Source organism: Micromonospora sp. NPDC093244 (assembly GCF_040683695.1).
In the GTDB taxonomy this organism is placed as follows: Bacteria; Actinomycetota; Actinomycetes; order Mycobacteriales; family Micromonosporaceae; genus Micromonospora.
Window position 1 is genome coordinate 420,100 of sequence record NZ_JBFBEO010000002.1, and the last position, 18,492, is coordinate 438,591.

The 18,492-nt window shown below is 70.4% G+C and carries 14 protein-coding genes, 3 tRNA genes and 1 pseudogene; 10 read left to right on the top strand and 8 right to left on the bottom strand.

Translation table 11 applies throughout. The features are described from left to right. Positions 1-127 precede the first annotated feature (127 nt). The gene (locus AB0N27_RS11940) at positions 128-1,792 is read left to right on the top strand and encodes a Na+/H+ antiporter (protein WP_364370637.1); all 1,665 of its coding nucleotides are present in this window, start codon (positions 128-130) and stop codon (positions 1,790-1,792) included. A 20-nt stretch (positions 1,793-1,812) separates the two neighbouring features. On the opposite strand, the gene AB0N27_RS11945 is transcribed toward AB0N27_RS11940, so the two are convergent. Beyond that, on the bottom strand, positions 1,813-2,958 hold the full coding sequence (locus AB0N27_RS11945; protein ID WP_364367233.1) for an FUSC family protein: 1,146 nt from the start codon (positions 2,956-2,958) through the stop codon (positions 1,813-1,815). Positions 2,959-3,150: 192 nt separating this feature from the next. Then, positions 3,151-5,631, bottom strand: a complete 2,481-nt coding sequence (locus AB0N27_RS11950) for a M14 family metallopeptidase (protein WP_364367236.1) — start codon at positions 5,629-5,631, stop codon at positions 3,151-3,153. A 266-nt stretch (positions 5,632-5,897) separates the two neighbouring features. Here AB0N27_RS11950 and AB0N27_RS11955 point away from each other — a divergent pair, with 266 nt between their 5' ends. Further along, positions 5,898-6,368 carry a TspO/MBR family protein gene (locus tag AB0N27_RS11955; protein ID WP_364367239.1) on the top strand — a complete coding sequence of 157 codons (471 nt, stop codon included), beginning with the start codon at positions 5,898-5,900 and terminating at the stop codon, positions 6,366-6,368. Between the two features lie 82 nt (positions 6,369-6,450). Next, on the top strand, positions 6,451-7,989 hold the full coding sequence (locus tag AB0N27_RS11960) for a sigma-70 family RNA polymerase sigma factor (protein WP_364367241.1): 1,539 nt from the start codon (positions 6,451-6,453) through the stop codon (positions 7,987-7,989). A 41-nt stretch (positions 7,990-8,030) separates the two neighbouring features. On the opposite strand, the gene AB0N27_RS11965 is transcribed toward AB0N27_RS11960, so the two are convergent. Then, complete coding sequence (locus tag AB0N27_RS11965; RefSeq protein WP_364367244.1) at positions 8,031-8,588, bottom strand: hypothetical protein; 558 nt, start codon at positions 8,586-8,588, stop codon at positions 8,031-8,033. A gap of 222 nt (positions 8,589-8,810) precedes the next feature. On the opposite strand from AB0N27_RS11965, the gene AB0N27_RS11970 reads away from it, so the two are divergent. Further along, entirely contained in the window at positions 8,811-9,734 is a 924-nt protein-coding gene (locus AB0N27_RS11970; RefSeq protein WP_364367247.1) for an AEC family transporter, read from the top strand. Between the two features lie 111 nt (positions 9,735-9,845). Next, entirely contained in the window at positions 9,846-10,589 is a 744-nt protein-coding gene (locus tag AB0N27_RS11975; protein ID WP_364367251.1) for a 3-oxoacyl-ACP reductase family protein, read from the top strand. A 62-nt stretch (positions 10,590-10,651) separates the two neighbouring features. Here the strand turns inward: AB0N27_RS11975 and AB0N27_RS11980 are convergent. Next, positions 10,652-10,724, bottom strand: a tRNA-Lys gene (locus AB0N27_RS11980). A gap of 182 nt (positions 10,725-10,906) precedes the next feature. On the opposite strand from AB0N27_RS11980, the gene AB0N27_RS11985 reads away from it, so the two are divergent. Then, a complete protein-coding gene (locus tag AB0N27_RS11985; protein ID WP_364367254.1) occupies positions 10,907-11,341 on the top strand; it encodes a DUF6010 family protein in 435 nt (144 codons plus the stop codon). A gap of 16 nt (positions 11,342-11,357) precedes the next feature. Then, positions 11,358-12,293, top strand: coding sequence for a helix-turn-helix domain-containing protein (locus tag AB0N27_RS11990; protein ID WP_364367257.1), 936 nt, complete (start codon positions 11,358-11,360; stop codon positions 12,291-12,293). A gap of 54 nt (positions 12,294-12,347) precedes the next feature. On the opposite strand, the gene AB0N27_RS11995 is transcribed toward AB0N27_RS11990, so the two are convergent. Beyond that, a tRNA-Lys gene (locus AB0N27_RS11995) sits at positions 12,348-12,423 on the bottom strand. Between the two features lie 188 nt (positions 12,424-12,611). Here AB0N27_RS11995 and AB0N27_RS12000 point away from each other — a divergent pair. Continuing rightward, positions 12,612-13,880, top strand: a complete 1,269-nt coding sequence (locus tag AB0N27_RS12000; RefSeq protein ID WP_364367260.1) for an Ig-like domain-containing protein — start codon at positions 12,612-12,614, stop codon at positions 13,878-13,880. Between the two features lie 253 nt (positions 13,881-14,133). After that, positions 14,134-15,420 (top strand): Ig-like domain-containing protein, encoded by a 1,287-nt coding sequence (locus AB0N27_RS12005; RefSeq protein WP_364370640.1) that lies wholly within the window; start codon positions 14,134-14,136, stop codon positions 15,418-15,420. Between the two features lie 103 nt (positions 15,421-15,523). On the opposite strand, the gene AB0N27_RS12010 is transcribed toward AB0N27_RS12005, so the two are convergent. Then, positions 15,524-15,599 (bottom strand) — tRNA-His (locus AB0N27_RS12010). A gap of 105 nt (positions 15,600-15,704) precedes the next feature. Continuing rightward, a complete protein-coding gene (gene orn, locus AB0N27_RS12015) occupies positions 15,705-16,301 on the bottom strand; it encodes an oligoribonuclease (protein ID WP_364367263.1) in 597 nt (198 codons plus the stop codon). Between the two features lie 66 nt (positions 16,302-16,367). Here orn and AB0N27_RS12020 point away from each other — a divergent pair, with 66 nt between their 5' ends. Beyond that, positions 16,368-17,660: a glycosyltransferase family 87 protein gene (locus tag AB0N27_RS12020; RefSeq protein WP_364367266.1), complete on the top strand. Its 1,293-nt coding sequence runs from the start codon at positions 16,368-16,370 to the stop codon at positions 17,658-17,660. A gap of 260 nt (positions 17,661-17,920) precedes the next feature. Here the strand turns inward: AB0N27_RS12020 and AB0N27_RS12025 are convergent. Beyond that, positions 17,921-18,214: pseudogene (locus AB0N27_RS12025) on the bottom strand (hypothetical protein); the annotation flags it as partial. Positions 18,215-18,492: the final 278 nt, after the last annotated feature.

An 18,492-nucleotide genomic window follows, 5' to 3' on the forward strand; every position in this document is an offset into this window, starting at 1 on the left:
CTGCGTACCGTGCTGTCCTCGCGGCACCGACAGGTGTCACGGGTACGGCTGGCCGCCGCGTCGCGGCCCCGCAGTCCAATCCGCTCGCGCCGCTCCAGGGGGACGTCACCAGGTGAGCACCCACTCGATGTTGCTGTTCGTGCTCGCCGCCGTCGCGGTCATCGTCGCCGTGCGGTGGGTCGCTGCCCGCACCGGACTGCCGGCGGCGGCGCTGCTGCCGCTCATCGGCATCGCGTACGCGCTGCTCCCCGGCCCCAACGTCGGACTGGACCCCGACCTCGTCCTCATGGTCGTGCTGCCGCCGTTGCTCTACAGCGCCGCCCTGGACTCCTCGCTGCTGGACATCCGCCGCAACCTGCGCATCGTGGTAAGCCTGTCGGTGATGCTGGTGCTGCTCACAGGTGTCCTCGTCGGCGTCGGGTTCCACCTGTTCGTCGCCGGCGCGACACTCGCCGCCGGGATCGCGGTAGGCGCCGCCATCGCGCCCCCCGACCCGGTGGCCGCCCTCGCGGTGGGCCGCCGGGTCAACCTGCCGCCGAAGATGGTCACCATCATCCAGGGCGAAGGGCTGCTGAACGACGCCACCGCCCTGACCATGCTCAGCGTCGCGGTGGCCGCCGCGGTCGGCGGTGAGTTCTCGTTCCCTGGGGCCGTGGGGAAGTTCCTGCTGGCGGCCGTCGGCGGGATCGCCGTGGGCGCGGCCGTCGCCTGGCTGGTGCGCCTGGCCCGACCGCTCACCAGGGACCCGCTGCTGTCGAACGCCATCTCCCTCGCGACACCGTTCGTGGCCTACCTGCTGGGTGAGGAGCTGCACGTCTCCGGGGTGCTCGCCGTGGTGATCGCCGGGCTGATCGTCGGCCACCAGACACCCCAGCTCGGGTCCGGCGCGGCCCGGTTGCAGACAAGCGCCGTGTGGCGCCTTGTCGACTTCCTCCTCGAGGGCTTCGTCTTCCTGCTGATCGGCCAGCAGCTTCCCGAGGTCGTCAAGGGTCTGCGCCAGTACGAGACGTCGACGATCGTCATCGCCGTCGCGGTGTCGGTGGGTGTGGTGCTGCTGCTGCGCCCGGCCTGGCTGGTGCTGACCCAGTCCCTCCCCCGGTCGCTCCACAGCCGGTTGGGCGGCATATCTGAGCAGGACGAGCCCGACGAGCCCGCCAGCGCCCGGCAGGTCGCCCGCGCCGACCGCAACGCCCAGCGACTGTCCCTGCGCGAGGTGACCGCGTTGAGCTGGTCGGGCACCCGTGGGGTCATCAGCCTGGCCGCGATCTTCACCCTGCCGCTGACCACCAACAGCGGCGCGCCCTTCCCCGACCGGGACCTGCTTCTGTTCTGCACCTTCGTGGTCGTCCTCGTGACACTCGTCGGGCAGGGCCTGACGTTCGCGCCGCTCGTGGGCAGGCTCGGCCTACGCGCCAACGAGACAGACCAGGCCCGCGTCCGCAACGAGGCCCGCTCGGCGGCTGTCGAGGCCGCCCTGGCCCGCCTGGACGAGGTCGCCACCGCGGAACCGGACAGCGCGGTGGCCGTCAACACCACACGTACGCAGCTGCTGGCCCGCCTGGCGCGCTACCGCGGGCGGCTCGACCTGCTCGAACAGAGCGGCTCGTCCGAGATGCCGACCTCACCGCAGTACGAGACGGCGCTCCAGGTCCGCCGGACGGCAATCGACGCTCAGCGGGAGGAACTCGTGCGCTGGCGCGACTCCGGCCGGCTGCCCGACGAGGAACTGCGCGTCCTGGAGCGTGAACTCGATCATGAGGAGCTGCTGCTCCCCAGGCGCGCGTCCAGCTGACCCCCGGCCCCGCCCGCCGGTCAGTCGTGCCCGTCCGGACCTCCCGCCCAGTGCACCAGCGCGGCGGCCTTCTCGGAGTCCAACCCGCTGGCGATGAGCATTTCGTAGGCCGCCGTCCGGAATTCGCCCGCGGCGAACATCCCCGAGTAGCCCAGACGGTGGGTGTGCGGGCGGGTGGGGTCGCGGGCGCGCTCCCCCTGTGCCCGTCCGACCATGTCGACAGCCGCCAGGATCCGCTCGCGCGGCTCCCGTGGCTCATCTCGGGCGATGATCGCGCCGCGCAGCTCCTTCGCACTGTCGGCAAGCAGGTCGATGGCGGCCGGGAACTCCTCAGGTACCGGCTCGTCGTCCTTGACGGCTCTCGCTAGTCGTCTCGTCATTGACCGGCAGGCGTGCAGGGTGCGCTCCAGATGCCTGATGGACTCCGCGTGAAAGGCCATGTAGTGACGCTGACGCCAGCGCAGAGGCGACAGTCGTACCACCTCCTGGGCTGCGCCCAGCCCTTCGCGTAAGGCGAGGACCTGCGGGCCGAGGTTCCGCAAATCGCGCAGGCACCGCTCCACCCCTGCGAGATCACGTCCACGCAGCGCCGAAGCCAGATGGTGCATGGTGGTCACCGCAGGGCCGACGACGGGTTCGGCCAGGCGGTGCAGCGTCCGCTGCGGGTGGATGGGCACCACCAGCAGGCCGACCGCCAGCCCGATCAGCCCTCCGACCGCGGCGTCCACGAATCGGGGAATGGACAGCTCACGGACCGGGGGTTCGAGGGTGGCGATGAGTACCGCCGTACCGCCGGCCTGGGTGAGCAGGGAACCACCACCCTTGAGCAGGATGGCCACGATGATCGCCAGCAGGACGACCGCACCGGTCTGCCAGGGCCCGATGCCGAAGATCGGCATGAGCAGGTCACCCACGGCGAGCCCGAGCACCACCCCGGCCAACAGCTCGATGGTGCGCCGCAGGCGGGAGCCCATCGCGGCGGCCGTGATGCCGACAGCGGTGGTGGGCGCGAAGACGGGGGACGAGTTGCCGAGGAACCGGTACGCGACGAACCAGGCGAGCCCCGCCGCGAAGGCGGCCTGCACGGCGAGCAGACCGTAGAGCCGGAACCGCCAGACGCGTACGCGTGACGTGTGCCGCGCCCGCTCCCGCAGTCTGGCGGACACCCGGTCAACGCGGGACCGCCCGTGTGGTGCCGGGGCCAGGTCGGCGGCCGGATCCTCGCTCACGGGCATGCGCGCCGCTTACCCACCGAACGAGAACCTATCCACGGCGCTGACAGGCACGCGGACCCGGACGATCCGCGCCTCGCCGGTGCGGGTGACGCCCACCGGCGAGGCACGATCGTCCGACGCGTCCTACCTCCTGGCGATCGTGATCGTCGCCGTACGGTAGTTGTTGCGCCTGTCGTTCTTCGTCGGGTCATAGTTCTTCTCGATGTTGCCGGCGCTGTCCACCGAGAACCACTTGAACGTCGTCGTCTCGGTCACGTGGAACACCTGCCCCGGCTCCCGGAACTCGGTGGCCGCATAACGGGGCGACTGGAGCGTGGGACGGCTGCCGTCGGTCGTGTAGTAGATCGTGGCCGGCTCGCTCGTCTCGAAGCGCACGTCCACCGGCCCACGGTACTTCCCACCGCCCGGAACGAGCTCGGACGTCGGGTCCTTCCGGTCCCGGCCCCAGTCCGCCGCGACCCGGAACATCTCCATGATCCCGTTGGCGTACTCCATCGTCTCGGCATGACCGCTGACCAGCTCGGGGTTGCCCGCCCACTCCGGCTGGAACGAGCCGCCCTGCCAGTCGCCGGTAGCCGGGTTGTAGACCGAGCCGCCGACCTCCCAGCCGAAGGCGTAGATCCCGTACGTGTAGTACAGGTCCTCGCGCACGTTGCCGGCCGAGGAGTAGAGGACGTCGGACGAGCCGCCGACGTTCTCCGGCGTCACGACGGTCTCCCGGTGGGCCTTGACCTGCGACAGGATCCGGGACGCCGACTGCCAGTAGAACGCCTCGTCACCGAGCGGCGGGCGCGGCGTGGTGATCCGCCCGTCCGCGATGTACGCGCCGGGTTGCCAGAACAGCTGACCGCCGTTGGAGTGCACGGACATCATGAACTTGATGTTCGAGTACTTCTCGACAAGCCAGATGATGTTCTTCGACTCGGGCTCGGACAGCTCCTCCGGCCCCTGGTACGTGCCGCTGACACAGTTGGTCGACCCGCCCGCGTAGCCGTCGTGGCCCGACCCGACCCGGTAGTTCCGGTTCAGGTCGACGCCCCAGGAGTTCCGCTGCCCCGGATCGGCTGTCGCGTCCGGGCAGTGGTTCGTCATGTTCTTCCGCTGGGAGGCGAAGTTGTAGAAGCTGTAGTTCGCCCCGTCGGGGTTGTTGGAGAGGATGAAGAAGACATCGGTGTTGTCGACGATCTTCTTCGTCTCCCGGTCGGACCGGTAGTTGTGCACCAGGCGCTCGGCCGACTCCAGGCTGGTCGTCGCCGGCACCCACTCGCGGGCGTGGTCCTGGGCCTGGATCAGGACGCCTGGCTTCTTGCCGTCACGGTGCTTGCCGATCCGCAGGACGGGAATGGTGACCGGGCCCCGTGGCACCTCACCCTCCGGCGCTCCGACGCGCTTCTGGTCGAGGAAGTCGGTCAACGCGACCGGGCCGGCCGTCGGCGCGACGATTCCGGTGCCCGCGTTGGTGCGGTACGGGTGCGCCCGGTCGATGAGGCCCTGGGACCGGGCCTTCAGCGCGTCCGCCACCTGGGTGGCGGTACTCGCCGGCGCACCTGAGGCATCTGTCGCGAGCAGGACGCGGACCGCCTTGCCGGCGACCTCCACGGTGAGCGGGAGGTCCGCCTCCGGCCGGCCCACGAACTCGACTGTGATGTCGTTGCCACCCTCGTGGCCCCACGCCGCCGAGCTGACCACTACCGCCGACTGGTCCGTACCGCCGATCGTGGCCTGCGCCTTGCGCTGGTAGCCGTTTGTCTGGTTCGGCAGGTAGACGATCTCGGCGATGTCCGGGTACTGGCGGGCTATCTCCTTCGCGCGGCTGTAGAGCTGCTGCGGGTGCTTGTAGCCGTCCACGAAGTCCGACTTGTAGGACGGGTTCGCCGTCAGCGGCGGCGGGGCGTCCTCCAGCCAGTCGGAGACCTTGCCGGTGGTGACGCCGCCGGTCGAGCTGGTGACCCGGATCTGGTTCGGCCGGGCGTCGAGCTTGAACAGGTTCCTGTGGAACATGTACTGCCCGGAGTCGACGAATCGGCTCATCGTCCGGGGGAAGCCGAAGGACGTGCCCCTGCCCGAGTCGTTCTCGAGCTGCATCTCGACGACAGGTTCCTCCTGCTGCCCCTCGGTGGTGCGTGCCTCGACGTACAGGAAGCCCTGGCCCTTGGTGGTGAACCAGTCGGCACGGGCGATCCGCACGGTCGCGTCGTGGCTGGCCGGCTGCGCGGCGCGGGCGGCGGCGCCCTGGATGCCGCCGTCGGCCTCGTCACTCCAGGCGAAGCCCTCGTCGTCGCCGAGGACCTCGACGCCCATCGCCGTCAGTTCGGCGATCTGTTCGGCGGTGACCACCGCCTCGCCCTCGATGCCGGTCGGCACGCGCTTGAGGCCGTGGTCGAGGTCGAAGCCGGCGGCGACAACCCGGTCCAGCATGTCGGCGCCGGCCAGCTTGACGTGGACGCGGCGGACCTGGTCCCGGGTCTCCAGCTCGGCTCGCACGGAGCCGACAGTGGTGCTCGTTCCCGTGGGATCCGCGCCCGCGGGCCCGGTCGACACGAGGACACCCGCCATCAGGGCGGGCAGCGCCACGAACGCGATGCGTCGTGGGGTGCGTCGCATACTCCCCTCCTTCGTACTCGCAGTAGTCCACATAGGACGGATGGTTGACGCTCGCGCAAGCTGGGCATCGCGATGGTCGGCGTGGCGAGAAGTTTCGGGGATCGTGCGCGAGTCCGGTGAGCGTATGCGCGACACCGGTCACATCGGCTCGGATCAACGTAATTTGAGCATTACTTGAGGCATCGCGGGGGTAGCGGTCGCCCGCCTTCGCCGAGTCCCGGTGACCGCCCGCGCTTGATCCGCCGCCGGCCGGGTAGCTGAACACCATGCGACTACCAACCCTGGTCAAGACCGCGGCGGCCGTCACCGTTACGGCCGCCGCCGGTACGGCGGTGAACGACACGTCCGACGGCTGGTACCGGAGGCTGCGCAAGCCGAGCTGGCAGCCACCGCCCGTGGCGTTCCCGCTGGCGTGGACACCGCTGTACGCGCTGATCGCGGTGGCCGGCGCCCGCGTACTGGACCGCACCAGCGGCGCCGAGCGTGCGGCGTTCACCCGCGCCTACGCGCTCAACCTCGCTCTCAACTTCGGGTGGAGCGCGTTGTTCTTCAAGGCCCGCCGGCCCACCGCCGCGCTGGCCGAGATCGCCGCCCTCAACGCCTCGAACTTCGCGCTCGTCCGCCGCGCCTCCCGTGCCGACCGCGTCGCGGCTGCCGCACTGGCCCCGTACGCCGCGTGGACACTCTTCGCCACCGTGCTCAACGGCGCCATCGTCCGCCTCAACAGCGACAGGTGACAGCTCAGTTTGTGTGACCTGTGCGGGTGTCAACCCATCTCCACGGTGTACGAGGATGTCCCGTGAAGGCGAGGTTGTGAGCGTGACCTATCACGCGTACCCGAACAGAACCGACCTGACGGCGGTGGTGGACGCGGCCCGGCGCGGCGACCACGCCGCGACGGACGAGTTGGTCTCGCACTACCTGCCACTTGTGTACAACATCGTGGGCCGGGCACTGAATCGATCCGCGGACGTCGACGACGTGGTGCAGAACACGATGTTGAGCGTCGTACGAGGCCTGGCGGGCGTACGCGATCCGCGACTCTTCCGGTCCTGGCTGGTGGCCGTCACCATGAACGAGGTCCGTGCCTACCGGCAGCACCGGCACACCACACCGACGCCGCCGGAGGACATCGACAACATGGTCGCCCCGGGTTCCGACTTCGAAGACCTGACCCTGACCCAGCTCCGCCTGTCCGACCAGCGCCGGGAGGTGGTCCTGGCCACACGCTGGCTGGACGACGACCACAGGCACCTGCTCTCGCTGTGGTGGCTGGTCGAGGCCGGTCACCTCACCCGCGCCGACCTCGTCGACGCGCTGCAGATCGACCCCCACCACGTGACCGTCCGCGTGGCCCGGATGAAGGCACAGTTGGACATTGCACGGCTTGTCGTACGGGCCCTCATCGCCCGGCCCGGCTGCGCCGGCCTCATCGACACGGCCTCCGACTGGGACGGCCAACCGGCGCCGGTGTGGCGCAAGCGCCTCGCACGGCACATCCGCGACTGCACGTACTGCCCGAACACCACATCGGACCTCGTTCCCGCCGAGCGGCTGCTCGCCGGCCTCGCGCTCACACCGGTCCCGAACCGCCTCGCCTCGGACGTCTCCCACCAGGTGCACCTCGTCTCCTCGTCGCAGGCCGCCGCATCGGTGGGCGGGCACGCGAAGGCCGGGCTGGTGCACAAGGCCCACCTCACGGCTTTGGCCCTGCCCAAGACCCTGGTCGGCGCCGTCGCCGCCGTCGCCGTGCTCGGAGGGGGCGGGCTCCTCCTCACCACCTACGGCGACGGGCCGACGAAGCAGCCCGCGAGCGTCGCCGAAGCCCAGCCCTCGACCGCGAGCACCGACGTCGCCGCCGAGACCGACGACCCCGCGACCGAGTCACCCTCCCCCACGGCACCCGAGCCCTCCCCGACCACCGCGCAGCCGAGCCCCACCCCCAGCCGGTCGGCGACACGAACCACAGCACCGAAGCCCACCCCGACACCGACCAGGTCGGCCAGCAAGTCGGCCGCCCTGCCGGCCGGCGTGTCCGCCGCCGAACAACGCCTGCTGGTGCTGCTCAACGAGCGACGCCGCGCGCTCGGGCTACCCGAGGTCAAGATGCGCACCAACGAGCAGAACGCCGCGGAGACCTGCGTGAAGCAGAACCTGGACGCGGGCACCTTCGAACACTGCGGGCACGAGGTCCTGTGGGCGTCCTCGGGCAACTCCTCGCCCGAGCAGATGATCGAGGCCTGGTTCAACAGTCCCGGCCACAAGACGGCACTGACCTACGCCAGCTCCCGCTTCGCCGGCCCCGCCATCGTCTTCAACGGCACCCGCCAGATCGCCGCCATCAACATCGACTACTGAGGCTCTCCGGCCCGGCGACCATCGTCGCCGGGCCGGCCCGCCTACGCCCCGCCCCCGACAGGTGGCATCGGCCGCACGGACGCCTCGGCGGCCAGCCGCGCGGCCACCCGCTCATCGAGGTACGCGGCCACCCGCGCGTCCTCAGCCCGGGTCAGCGTCGTCCGGCACAGGTACCGCGGCTGCTGGTCCGCGCAGTCCAGGCGGTACGCCTCGCGCAACCGAACGGCGTGCCTGATCGCCGTCCACGGCAGCCGCAACGCCGCGTGGGCGGTGTGCCACTCGATGGCCTCCGCGGTGAACACGTACCGCACCGGCGCGCGCAACTCGGCGTGCCGTCGCAGGTACGCCGAACCGTTGATCAGCCCGGCGACGATCCACACCACCCCGAACGGGAGGCCGAACAGCCCCGCGAAGAGCCAGCCACCGTCGGCCGTGAACGTACCGAGACTCGTGATGCACAGCAGCACACCCGAGATGACGAACAGCCAACTCATCCGCCGCAGATCCCGTCGCAGCAACCGCGTGTACCTGACGTCCGGGGTGACGAGCAGGTCGAACCCGCCCCGGAAACCTCCATCGTCGAGCCTCTCGTCGCCCATCCCGTACCCCCGTCGTCGTCGATGCCAACCGCGAAGAACCTAGACCCCGCCGCCCCGACGGACCAGACCCGTCACCTGCGGTCGGGCGTACACCCCGATCCGCCGCACGTCGCCGCCCCGCCCCTGACGTCCCGCTGTGCACGCCGGGATGCCAGGCTCACCGCGTGGCTGCCGACCGACGTACATCTGGACGACCTCCGGCGGTCCGGCGGTGACCACCGGATGAGCTTGGTGTCGGCGTTCGTACCGATCTGGATCCTCACCGCCCTCGGCTACGCGGCCTGTCGTTGGGGCCTGCTGGGCGAGACGGCGGCGTCGGTGCTCGGCCGGTTCGTGTTCCACCTCGCGATGCCGGCCGCCCTGTTCCTGGCCCTGTCCCGAATGCCGCTCTCCGGGTTCGCCGGCCGCCCGCTGCTCGCCTTCGCGGTGAGCACCGCCGCGGTCGTCGGGTTCGGGTGGGCCGGCGCGGGCAGGCTGTTCGGTCGCCCGCCCGGCGAGCGACCGATCTGGGGCATGGCAGCCGGGTACGTGAACTCGGCGAACCTCGGCATTCCCATCGCCACGCAGATCCTCGGCGACGTGTCGTTCCTGGCGGAGGTCGTGCTGCTCCAGGTGCTTGTGGTGACGCCCGTGATCCTGGTCGCCCTGGACCGGCACAGCGACCCGGCCGGGCGGGTACGGGTCCGCCGTATCGCCTCCCTACCGGTACGCAACCCGGTGATCCTGGCGTCGCTGCTCGGTGTCGCGTGCTCCGCTGCCGGCGTACACCCGCCGTCGGCGGTGGGCGCGTCACTCACCCTGCTGTCGGGCGCCGCCGTCCCGGCCGCCCTGGTCGCGCTCGGCGCGTCGCTGCACCGCACCGCGCCGTCGCGGGCACAACCGACAGACCCCACCGAGCTGGCCGTGATCACCGCGCTGAAGCTCGTCGCGCAACCGGTCATCGCGTACGCGGCCGGACTGGCCCTGCACCTGTCCGCTCCCCAGTTACTCGCCGTGGTGGTGTGCGCGGGCCTGCCGACAGCGCAGAACACGTTCATCTACGGCCAGGAGTACGGGCTCGGCGAGGAGGTGGCCAACCGGGCGGTGGTGGTCACCACGACGCTGTCGCTGGCCACAGTGGCGGGGGCGGCGGCGCTGCTCGGGTAGGCCTCTGGGCCCGGTAGCCACCGGACACCTCAGGCCGCACGTACCAGTCACGCGAACGCGGAGTCCGATCACCGCCAGACGGTCCGGCCCTGGTCGACCAGGCTCTGTGTCATGAACAAAGCACTAATTGGCAAGGTGGCCCTCGTTACCGGTGGTGGTCGTGGCATCGGCGCCGCAGTCGCCCTGCGCCTAGCCGAGGAGGGCGCCGACGTGGCCCTGTCGTTCCAGCAGAACCAGCAACGCGCCAACGACGTCGTGGACCAGATCAAGGCCGCGGGCCGGCGGGCGATAGCCGTGCAGGCCGACAGTGCCGACCCGGCGGCAGTGGTCGACGCAGTGGACCGGGCCGCAGGTGAACTGGGTCGGTTGGACATCCTGGTCAACAACGCCGGCGCGTTCCTCCTCGGCCCGCTGGAGCACCTGAGCCTCGACGAGTTCGACCAGACCGTCGCGGTCAATGTCCGGGCACCGTTCGTCGCGTCGCAGGCCGCAGCGCGCCACATGTCCGCCGGCGGGCGGATCATCAACATCGGCAGCAACGTCGCGGAGCGGGCGGTCTTCCCGGGCTTCTCGCTGTACGCGATGAGTAAGACCGCCCTGATCGGTCTGACGAAGGCGCTCGGACGCGAACTCGGTGGCAGAGCAATCACCGTGAACCTCGTGAACCCAGGGGCCACGGACACCGAACTGAATCCCGCCGACGGCCCCAACGCCGACACGATCAACGGGTTCACCGCGCTCGGCCACTACGCGGAGCCCGCCGACGTGGCCGCAGCGGTGGCATTCCTCGCCAGCCCGGACGGGCGTTACATCACCGGCGCGACGATCAACGTCGACGGCGGCTTCACCATCTGATCGAGCGGAGACGAAGAGGCCCGACCTCGATGTGTACCACCGGATCGGGCCTTGAACGTTTGTGCGCCGCCAGGGACTCGAACCCCGAACCCGCGGATTAAGAGTCCGCTGCTCTGCCAGTTGAGCTAGCGGCGCTCGCTGACAACGGGACGAGACGTTAGCACGCCCACGTACCGGCTCGGGAAGGAGGGACACCCGCAGGGGACGGGTGGCGAGAATCCGGCGGAGCCTGGCATTTTCGCCTCTCGTCCCCTGCGGCGGGCCTTCCTAGGCTCCTTCCCGACACGCTTCAACAGGAACGGAAACGGGGCTGGATCGTGCTTCGCTACGTCATGCCCGTGGTGATCGGGCTGGTCTACGTCGGGCTCAACTCTTTCGTGCCGGAGCCGCACCGGCGGCGCCTGAACGCGCTCGTCGTCACCGGCGCCGGGGCCGCCTACATCAGCGGTGGTGGATTCGGGCTGTGGGAGTTGGCCTTCTGCGCGCTGCTGCTGGCGGTCGGCTACGCCGGGCTCACCTCGTACACCTTCATCGGCGTCGGATGGCTCCTGCACACGGCCTGGGACGTCCTGCACCACAGGCGCGGCACCCCGATCATCCCGTCGCTGCACGACTCGTCGTTCGGCTGCGCCCTCTGCGATCCGGTCATCGCGCTCTGGTGCTTCGCCGGTGGCCTGTCGGTCCGAGACCTGTACGACCGGGTCGCTCGCCCGGCGGCCGATGTGCACCCGCCGGTCACCGCGCGGTCCTGACTGGTTGAATTCCGCCATGCACACGGTGGCCGTGCTCGCCCTCGACAGCGTCGTCCCGTTCGACCTGGCCACGCCGATGGAGGTCTTCCAGCGCACCCGCCTGCCCGACGGCCGCGCCGGTTACCGCGTCCTCGTCTGCGCCGCCACGCCGACGGTCACCGCGGGCGCGTTCAGCATGGCGGTGCCGTGGGGCCTGGACGTCCTCGCCGACGCCGACACCGTCATCGTCCCGGGTGTCTCCGACCCCGCCGCCGCGACACCTCCGGCGGTCCTCGACGCGCTGCACGCCGCAGCCGCGAACGGCGCCCGGATCGCCTCGATCTGCGGCGGCGCGTTCACCCTGGCCGCCACCGGCCTGCTCGACGGACACCGCGCCACCACGCACTGGCTCGCCACCGGCCAGCTCGCCGCCCAGCATCCGCGGATCCAGGTGGACCCGAACGTGCTCTACGTGGACAACGGCCAGTTCCTCACCTCCGCCGGTGCCGCCGCCGGCCTCGACCTGTGCCTGCACCTGGTCCGCCGCGACCACGGCGCCGCCGTCGCCGCCGACGCGGCCCGGTTGTCGGTCATGCCGCTGGAACGCGCGGGCGGGCAGGCGCAGTTCATCACCCACGAACCGCCGGCCCCCGAGGGTGCGACCCTGGAGCCGCTGCTGGCCTGGATGCGCGACAACGCCGGCCGTGAGCTGACCCTCACCGACATCGCCCGCCACGCCGGCATGAGCACCCGGACGCTGAACCGGCACTTCCGCGACCAGACCGGCACCACACCGCTGCGGTGGCTGCACCGGGTCCGCGTCCACCAGGCACAACACCTCCTGGAGACCACCGCCCATCCCGTCGACCGGGTGGCGACGCAGGTCGGGTTCGGCTCCACCACCGCCTTCCGGGACCGCTTCAAGCGGATCACCGGCACCAGCCCGCAGGCGTACCGGCGTAGCTTCCGGTGACGACGAAAAAGACCCCGCCCCGGCAGGTGCCTGCCAGGTCAGGGTCTTGTTCGTTGGTGCGCCGCCAGGGACTCGAACCCCGAACCCGCGGATTAAGAGTCCGCTGCTCTGCCAGTTGAGCTAGCGGCGCTCGATCGGCAACGGAGAGAAGATTAGCACCCGGTCCAGCCGGGCTCCAATCCGGTTACCCGGCTCCCCCCTTCGGACGAGCTTACCGGGCATATGGCCACAAAGGCATCAGCGTACGGAAGTCCGGGGCATGGGTGGCGGCGTTGATGCGGCACGATGTCCGCCAGGTACGCGAGAACAGAGGTGGGGATGGCACGGTTCACGCGAGCCGGGGCGGTGGTGGGCGCTCTGACCCTGGCGGCGTCGCTGGCACTGACCGGGTGCGGCGACGAGCAGAAGAAGCCGGAATTCGTGGGCGGGACGTCGTCCGAGGCGAGCGTGGGCGCCGATGCCGGCTCGGCCGCGCCCTCGGCTCCGGCGACGCCGAGCGGGCCGGCGCTCACGCTGAGCCCGGCGGACGGCGCGAAGAACAGGCCCGCGAGTACGGAGATCAGCGCCAAGCTCCCGGACGGCGCGAAGGTCTCGGCGGTCACCCTGACGGCCGACGGTGGTGGCGCGGTAGAGGGCAAGCTGCGCGCCGACGGCTCGTCCTGGGTGCCGTCCGCGCCCCTGAAGTACGGGACGCGGTACACGGCCACGGTGACGGCGAGCACGCCCGACGGCACGAGCAGTCAGGGCACCAGCAGCTTCACCACGATGACCAAGCCGAAGTCGACGATCGGGTCCGGGCTGTACCTGTTCGACGACAAGAGTTATGGGGTGGCCATGCCTGTGGTCACCGAGTTCCATCCGGGCATCCCGAAGAAGGACCGCGCGGCGGTGCAGAAGCGGATGTTCGTCAAGACCGACCCGCCGCAGCCGGGCGCCTGGCACTGGGTCAGCAACGGCACCCAGGCGTACTACCGGGCACCGCAGTACTGGAAGCCCGGCACCACGATCACGGTGCGGATCGCGCTGGGCGGGATGCCGCTGAGCAACGGCAAGTACGGCGACATCGACCGCAAGGCCACCGCCAAGATCGGCCGGTCGTTCGAGATGAAGGTCGACAACGCCAACAAGAAGATGTTGGTCTACGAGAACGGCGCGTTGCTCCGCACCATCCCGGTGAGCCTGGGCAAGAAGAGCACCCCGTCGTCGAGCGGCACGATGGTCGTGATGGAGAAGAAGGAAGCCACCGTCTTCGACACCCGTGACGATCCGGACCCGGCCAACCGCTACGTCACCGACATCCAGTTCGCCCAGCGGCTCACCTGGGGCGGCGAGTACATCCACGCCGCGCCCTGGTCGGAGCACGTGCAGGGGCGGCAGAACGTCTCGCACGGCTGCGTGAACGTGTCGATGGCGAACGCCAAGTGGCTGTTCGACAAGACCCGGATCGGTGACCCGATCACGATCAAGGGCACCGAGCGCAGGATCGCCGCCGGCAACGGCTGGACGGCGTGGAGTCTGAGCTGGTCGGAGTTCATCAAGGGCAGCGCGTTGCCGGTGCCCAAGGGCGGCTCCGGCCCGGCGCTCTGAGTCGTCTGGTCGCTACGCGCCGGCCCTGCCGATGGCACGGGCCGGCGCGTACCCTGGCACTGCCCGCGACGCGACGACGGCGGCGGCGACCCCTCAGACCTGACACGAAGACGAGCCCGAATCACGAAACGCCGGATAGTAGCAAAATTCCGGCATCATGATCGGCGTGTTCCGGTTCACCCTCGGCAACCGGGGCCGGTTCCGGCGCGTCTTTAGGAGACGATGGGTCAGGGACCACGACTGTGAGGACATCATGCGAGCTAGCCAGGACCAGCTGATCCGGCCCCGGGGGCGACGCCGCGTGCTCGCGGCGGGGCTGCTCGCCGTGGCGCTGGCCTTCACCTCCGCCTGCACCGACGACGGCGGCAAGCCGTCCTCGTGGCAGGGCGGCGGCGAGAGCCCGCCCCCCAAGGCCGCGGCGACCATCAGCGAACCGGCGGCCGACGCCAAGGACGTACCGGCGTCCACGGGCATCACCTTCACCACGAAGGACGCCGAGGAGACGGCCGTCGAGCTGAAGGACGCGGCCGGCAAGGCGGTCGAGGGCAAGCTCGCCGCGGACGGCAAGAGCTGGCTTCCGGCCGGTGCCCTGGAGTACGGCACCAGCTACACGGCCACCGTGACCGCCACCGGGGACGACGGCCGCCCGGCCACCGCGACCAGCACCTTCACCACGATGGCCAAGCCCGGCAAGCAGATCCGGGTGAGCAGCTTCCTCGGCGACAACCAGGTCGTCGGCGTCGGAATGCCGCTGATCGTGAAGTTCGACCGGGCCATCCCGGAGGACTACCGCGACGATGTGCAGCGCCGGATGACCGTGACGTCCACGCCGGCCCAGGAGGGCATCTGGCACTGGGTCAGCCCCACCGAGGTCCGGTACCGGCCGAAGGAGTTCTGGAAGACCGGCAGCACGGTCTCGTACCGCGTGCAGGCAGGCGGCCTGCCGATGGGTTCCGGCTGGTACGGCCGCGCGGACCTCTCCGTGGACATCAAGATCGGCGCAGCTGTGGTCATGACAGTGGACAACAAGACCAAGCGGATGACTGTCACCCGCAACGGCGCCGTGATCAAGACCATCCCGGTCAGCCTGGGCAAGAAGAGCACCCCGTCGTCCAGCGGGACCATGGTCGTGATCGAGAAGCTGCGCAAGACGGTCTTCGACACGTTCGAGGAGCTGGGCCCGGAGGACGGCTACCGCACCAAGATTGACTTCGCGCAGCGCCTCACCTGGGGCGGCGAGTTCATCCACGCGGCGCCCTGGTCCGAGGGCCAGCAGGGCAGCGTGAACGTCTCGCACGGCTGCGTGAACGTGTCGATGGCCAACGGCGACTGGCTGTTCAGGAACACCCAGATCGGTGACCCGATCACGGTCAAGGGCACCGAGCGCAAGCTCCAGAACGGCAACGGCTGGACCGACTGGAACATGAGCTGGGACGAGTACGTCAAGGGCAGCGCCCTGCCGTACGAGCCGCCGGCCGACCCGGACACCTCGCCGACGCCGGACGACGCGGTCACGCCCACGGCCACCCCGACCGCCTGAGCGACCGGAAACGACGAAAGCCCCCTCCGCGGAGGGGGCTTTCGCATCGCCCTCGCAACGACTCAGGCCCCCTCCGAAGAGGGGGCCTGAGTAGTGAAACAAGTGGGGTGACTGATGGGAATTGAACCCACGACAACCGGGACCACAACCCGGTGCTCTGCCAACTGAGCTACAGCCACCATGCCGCCGTCGCCCGGTCGTTCGCCCCGGGCGGGGTGCGGACCAATAATAGCCACACCGCCGCCGGGCACGTCCAGCGGGTTCCCGGCTCGGTGTCCGAGGGGTCAGAGTTCGGCGGCGATGCCCTTGGCGGTCTCGACGTCGGGGCCGGGCAGCGGGACGAAGATGGTGCGCCGGTAGTACTCCAGCTCCCGGATGCTCTCCCGGATGTCGGCGAGCGCCCGGTGCGCGAGGCCCTTCTGCGGCTGCCCGAAGTACACGCGGGGGTACCAGCGGCGGCACAGCTCCTTGATCGAGGAGACGTCGATCATGCGGTAGTGCAGGTGCGCGTCGAGGCGGGGCATGTCCCGGGCGATGAAGCCCCGGTCGGTGGCGATCGAGTTGCCGCACAGCGGCGCCGTACGCGGATCCTTGACGAAGGTGCGGACGTACTCCAGCACCAGGTCCTCGGCCTCGGCCAGGGTGACCGCCGAGCGGCGGACCTCCTCGGTGAGGCCGGACTTGGCGTGCATCGTCTGGACGATCTCCGGCATCGCCTCCAGCGCGGCCTCGTCGGCGTGGATCACCACGTCGACCCCGTCACCCAGCACGTTGAGATTGGGATCGGTGACGAGTGCCGCGACCTCGATCAGCTTGTCGCTGCCGAGGTCCAAACCGGTCATCTCACAGTCGATCCAGACGAGGAGTTCAGCCACCGGCACAGCCTACGCGCAGCCCACGCCCCGCGGCTGCGCGCTCCGGGTGCGGCAGACCGCTAGGGTTTCGGAGTGCCAGCAGAACCCGTCGCTCCGCCCGCCGTCACCGAGGACGACCCTGGCGGCCGTACGGTCCGCCGGTTGGTCGCGGTGGTGGCCCTGGCCGCCGTGCTGCCGGCGCTGTACCTGCCGGGGCTGATGCACAACTTCTTCGACCTGAAGATCTACATGTCGGCCATGCGGTGGTGGACGGCCGGCAACCCGCTCTACGACTACGTCCAGCCGGACCGGGTGCAGGGCGAGCTGTACTTCACCTACCCGCCGTTCAGCGCTCTTCTGCTGTGGCCGTTCGGACTGCTGCGGCTCGGTGCCACAGTGACGATCTTCACGGTGCTCACCATCCTGGCCGTGGTGCTGACCACCAGGTGGCTGGTGACGCCGGTGATCGAGAGGCACGGCCTGCCCCGGGTGTTCACGCTCACCGTCGCCGTGCTGCTGGTGCTGGCCGTGGAGAGCACCCGCGAGACGATCACCTTCGGGCAGATCAACATGCTGCTGGTGGTGCTGATCCTGGCCGACCTGCTGTTCGCCGTACCGAGGGCGCGGCGGTGGGCAGGGGTCGGCGTTGGGCTGGCCACGGCGCTCAAGCTGTTCCCCGGCATCTTCATCGTGTACCTGCTGGCCACCCGCCGGTGGCGGGCCGCGGTGGTGGCGAGCGCGACAGCGGCGGCGGCAACGCTGCTCGCGGCGGCGATCGCGCCGGAGGACTCGTGGCGTTTCTGGACCCGGGAGCTGTGGGACAACGACCGGGTGGGCCGCACCGACTACGTCGGCAACCAGTCGCTCTTCGGTCTGCTCAGCAGGTTCACCGCGCCGGAGAAGCCGGACCGGCTGCTCTGGCTGCTGGTGGTCGCCGCCGTCGTCGCCTACGGACTGTGGCGGGCCGCCCGCGCGGCCCGGGCCGGTGACCTGCTGACCGGCCTGACGTTGACCGGCCTGGTCGGTGCCCTGGTCAGCCCGATCACGTGGACCCATCACATCTACTGGTTCGTGCCGGCGGTGGTGCTGCTCGCGGACGCGGCGTTGAGTGCCGAGCGTCCGGACGAGGCACCCCGGCGCCGATGGTTGGCCGGGCTCGCCCTCGGGACGACCGCCGTGATCGTCTACGGCGTGGTGACGTTCCAGAAGTGGGGCACGGCACCGGTCCGCACCCACGACCCGGTCGACTTCGTCACGCAGAACAGCTACGTGCTGCTCAGTCTGCTGCTGCTGGCGGCCCTGCCGGTGCGGTCGGTCCGCCGCCGACACGCCGACCAGCCACAGTCCGAGGAAAAATCGCACCAAATGGACAGACATCCCCAGTAGCCGCTATCGGCGCTAATCTGGCCTCATCTACCTCAAGCGTCGCTCGGGTAGCACCGATCCCCCGGTGAGAGTGGCCCTCCGCGTCGGCAGCGCGGAGGGCCGCTCGCCGTCTCGTCCACCGCCACCGGTTGCGCCGTCGGCTCGGCCCCGGCCGGTGGCCAGGCCAGACTCAACGTCACCTCGGGCGGGTAGGGCCGCTCCGTCGGCGCGTCCAGATCGGCCAGGGTCGCCGGGCGGGCCGGCTCCGCGCCGATCGCCGAGCGGGGTCGCTCACCCGAGCCCACCGGAGCGAGCTGCCGCACCGCCGGAAGCGGCGGGGCAGCGGGCTCCCGGACGCCGAGGCCACTCAGCGAGGTGACTCCGAGGCGGCCGGCGAGCACCGGCACCTGGTCCGGTTCGACCACGAAGACCACCTCGCGGGGGCGCTGTGGTCGCAGCAGGAGCAGCACCGCGCCCACCACCAGCAGCACCCCGAGGGCGAGCAGACCCCAGGTCGCCGGGCCGGTCCACGTTGCCCGCAACTCCGCCCGCAGGTCAAGCGCGAGGTCGGCGCCGCCGTCCGGGCGCATCACCACAAGGCTCATCGGCTCGCCGGCCAGGTCGTCGGCAGTCCACTCCAGCGAGCCGATCCCCTCGCGTACCCAGAAGGTTCGGCCCAGCGGGCTGGCCGCTTCGTCGGCGCTTGGCGCGACGGTCGGGCCGGCCGGGTCCAGCCGGACCGGCAGCGGACCCCGGGCCAACGCGACGCGGCGGACCGTGGCGTGCGGCACCGACTCCAGCCAGCGGCGCACCTCGGCGGTGGGCGCCAGGCCGACGAACGCCGGGCCGTCCG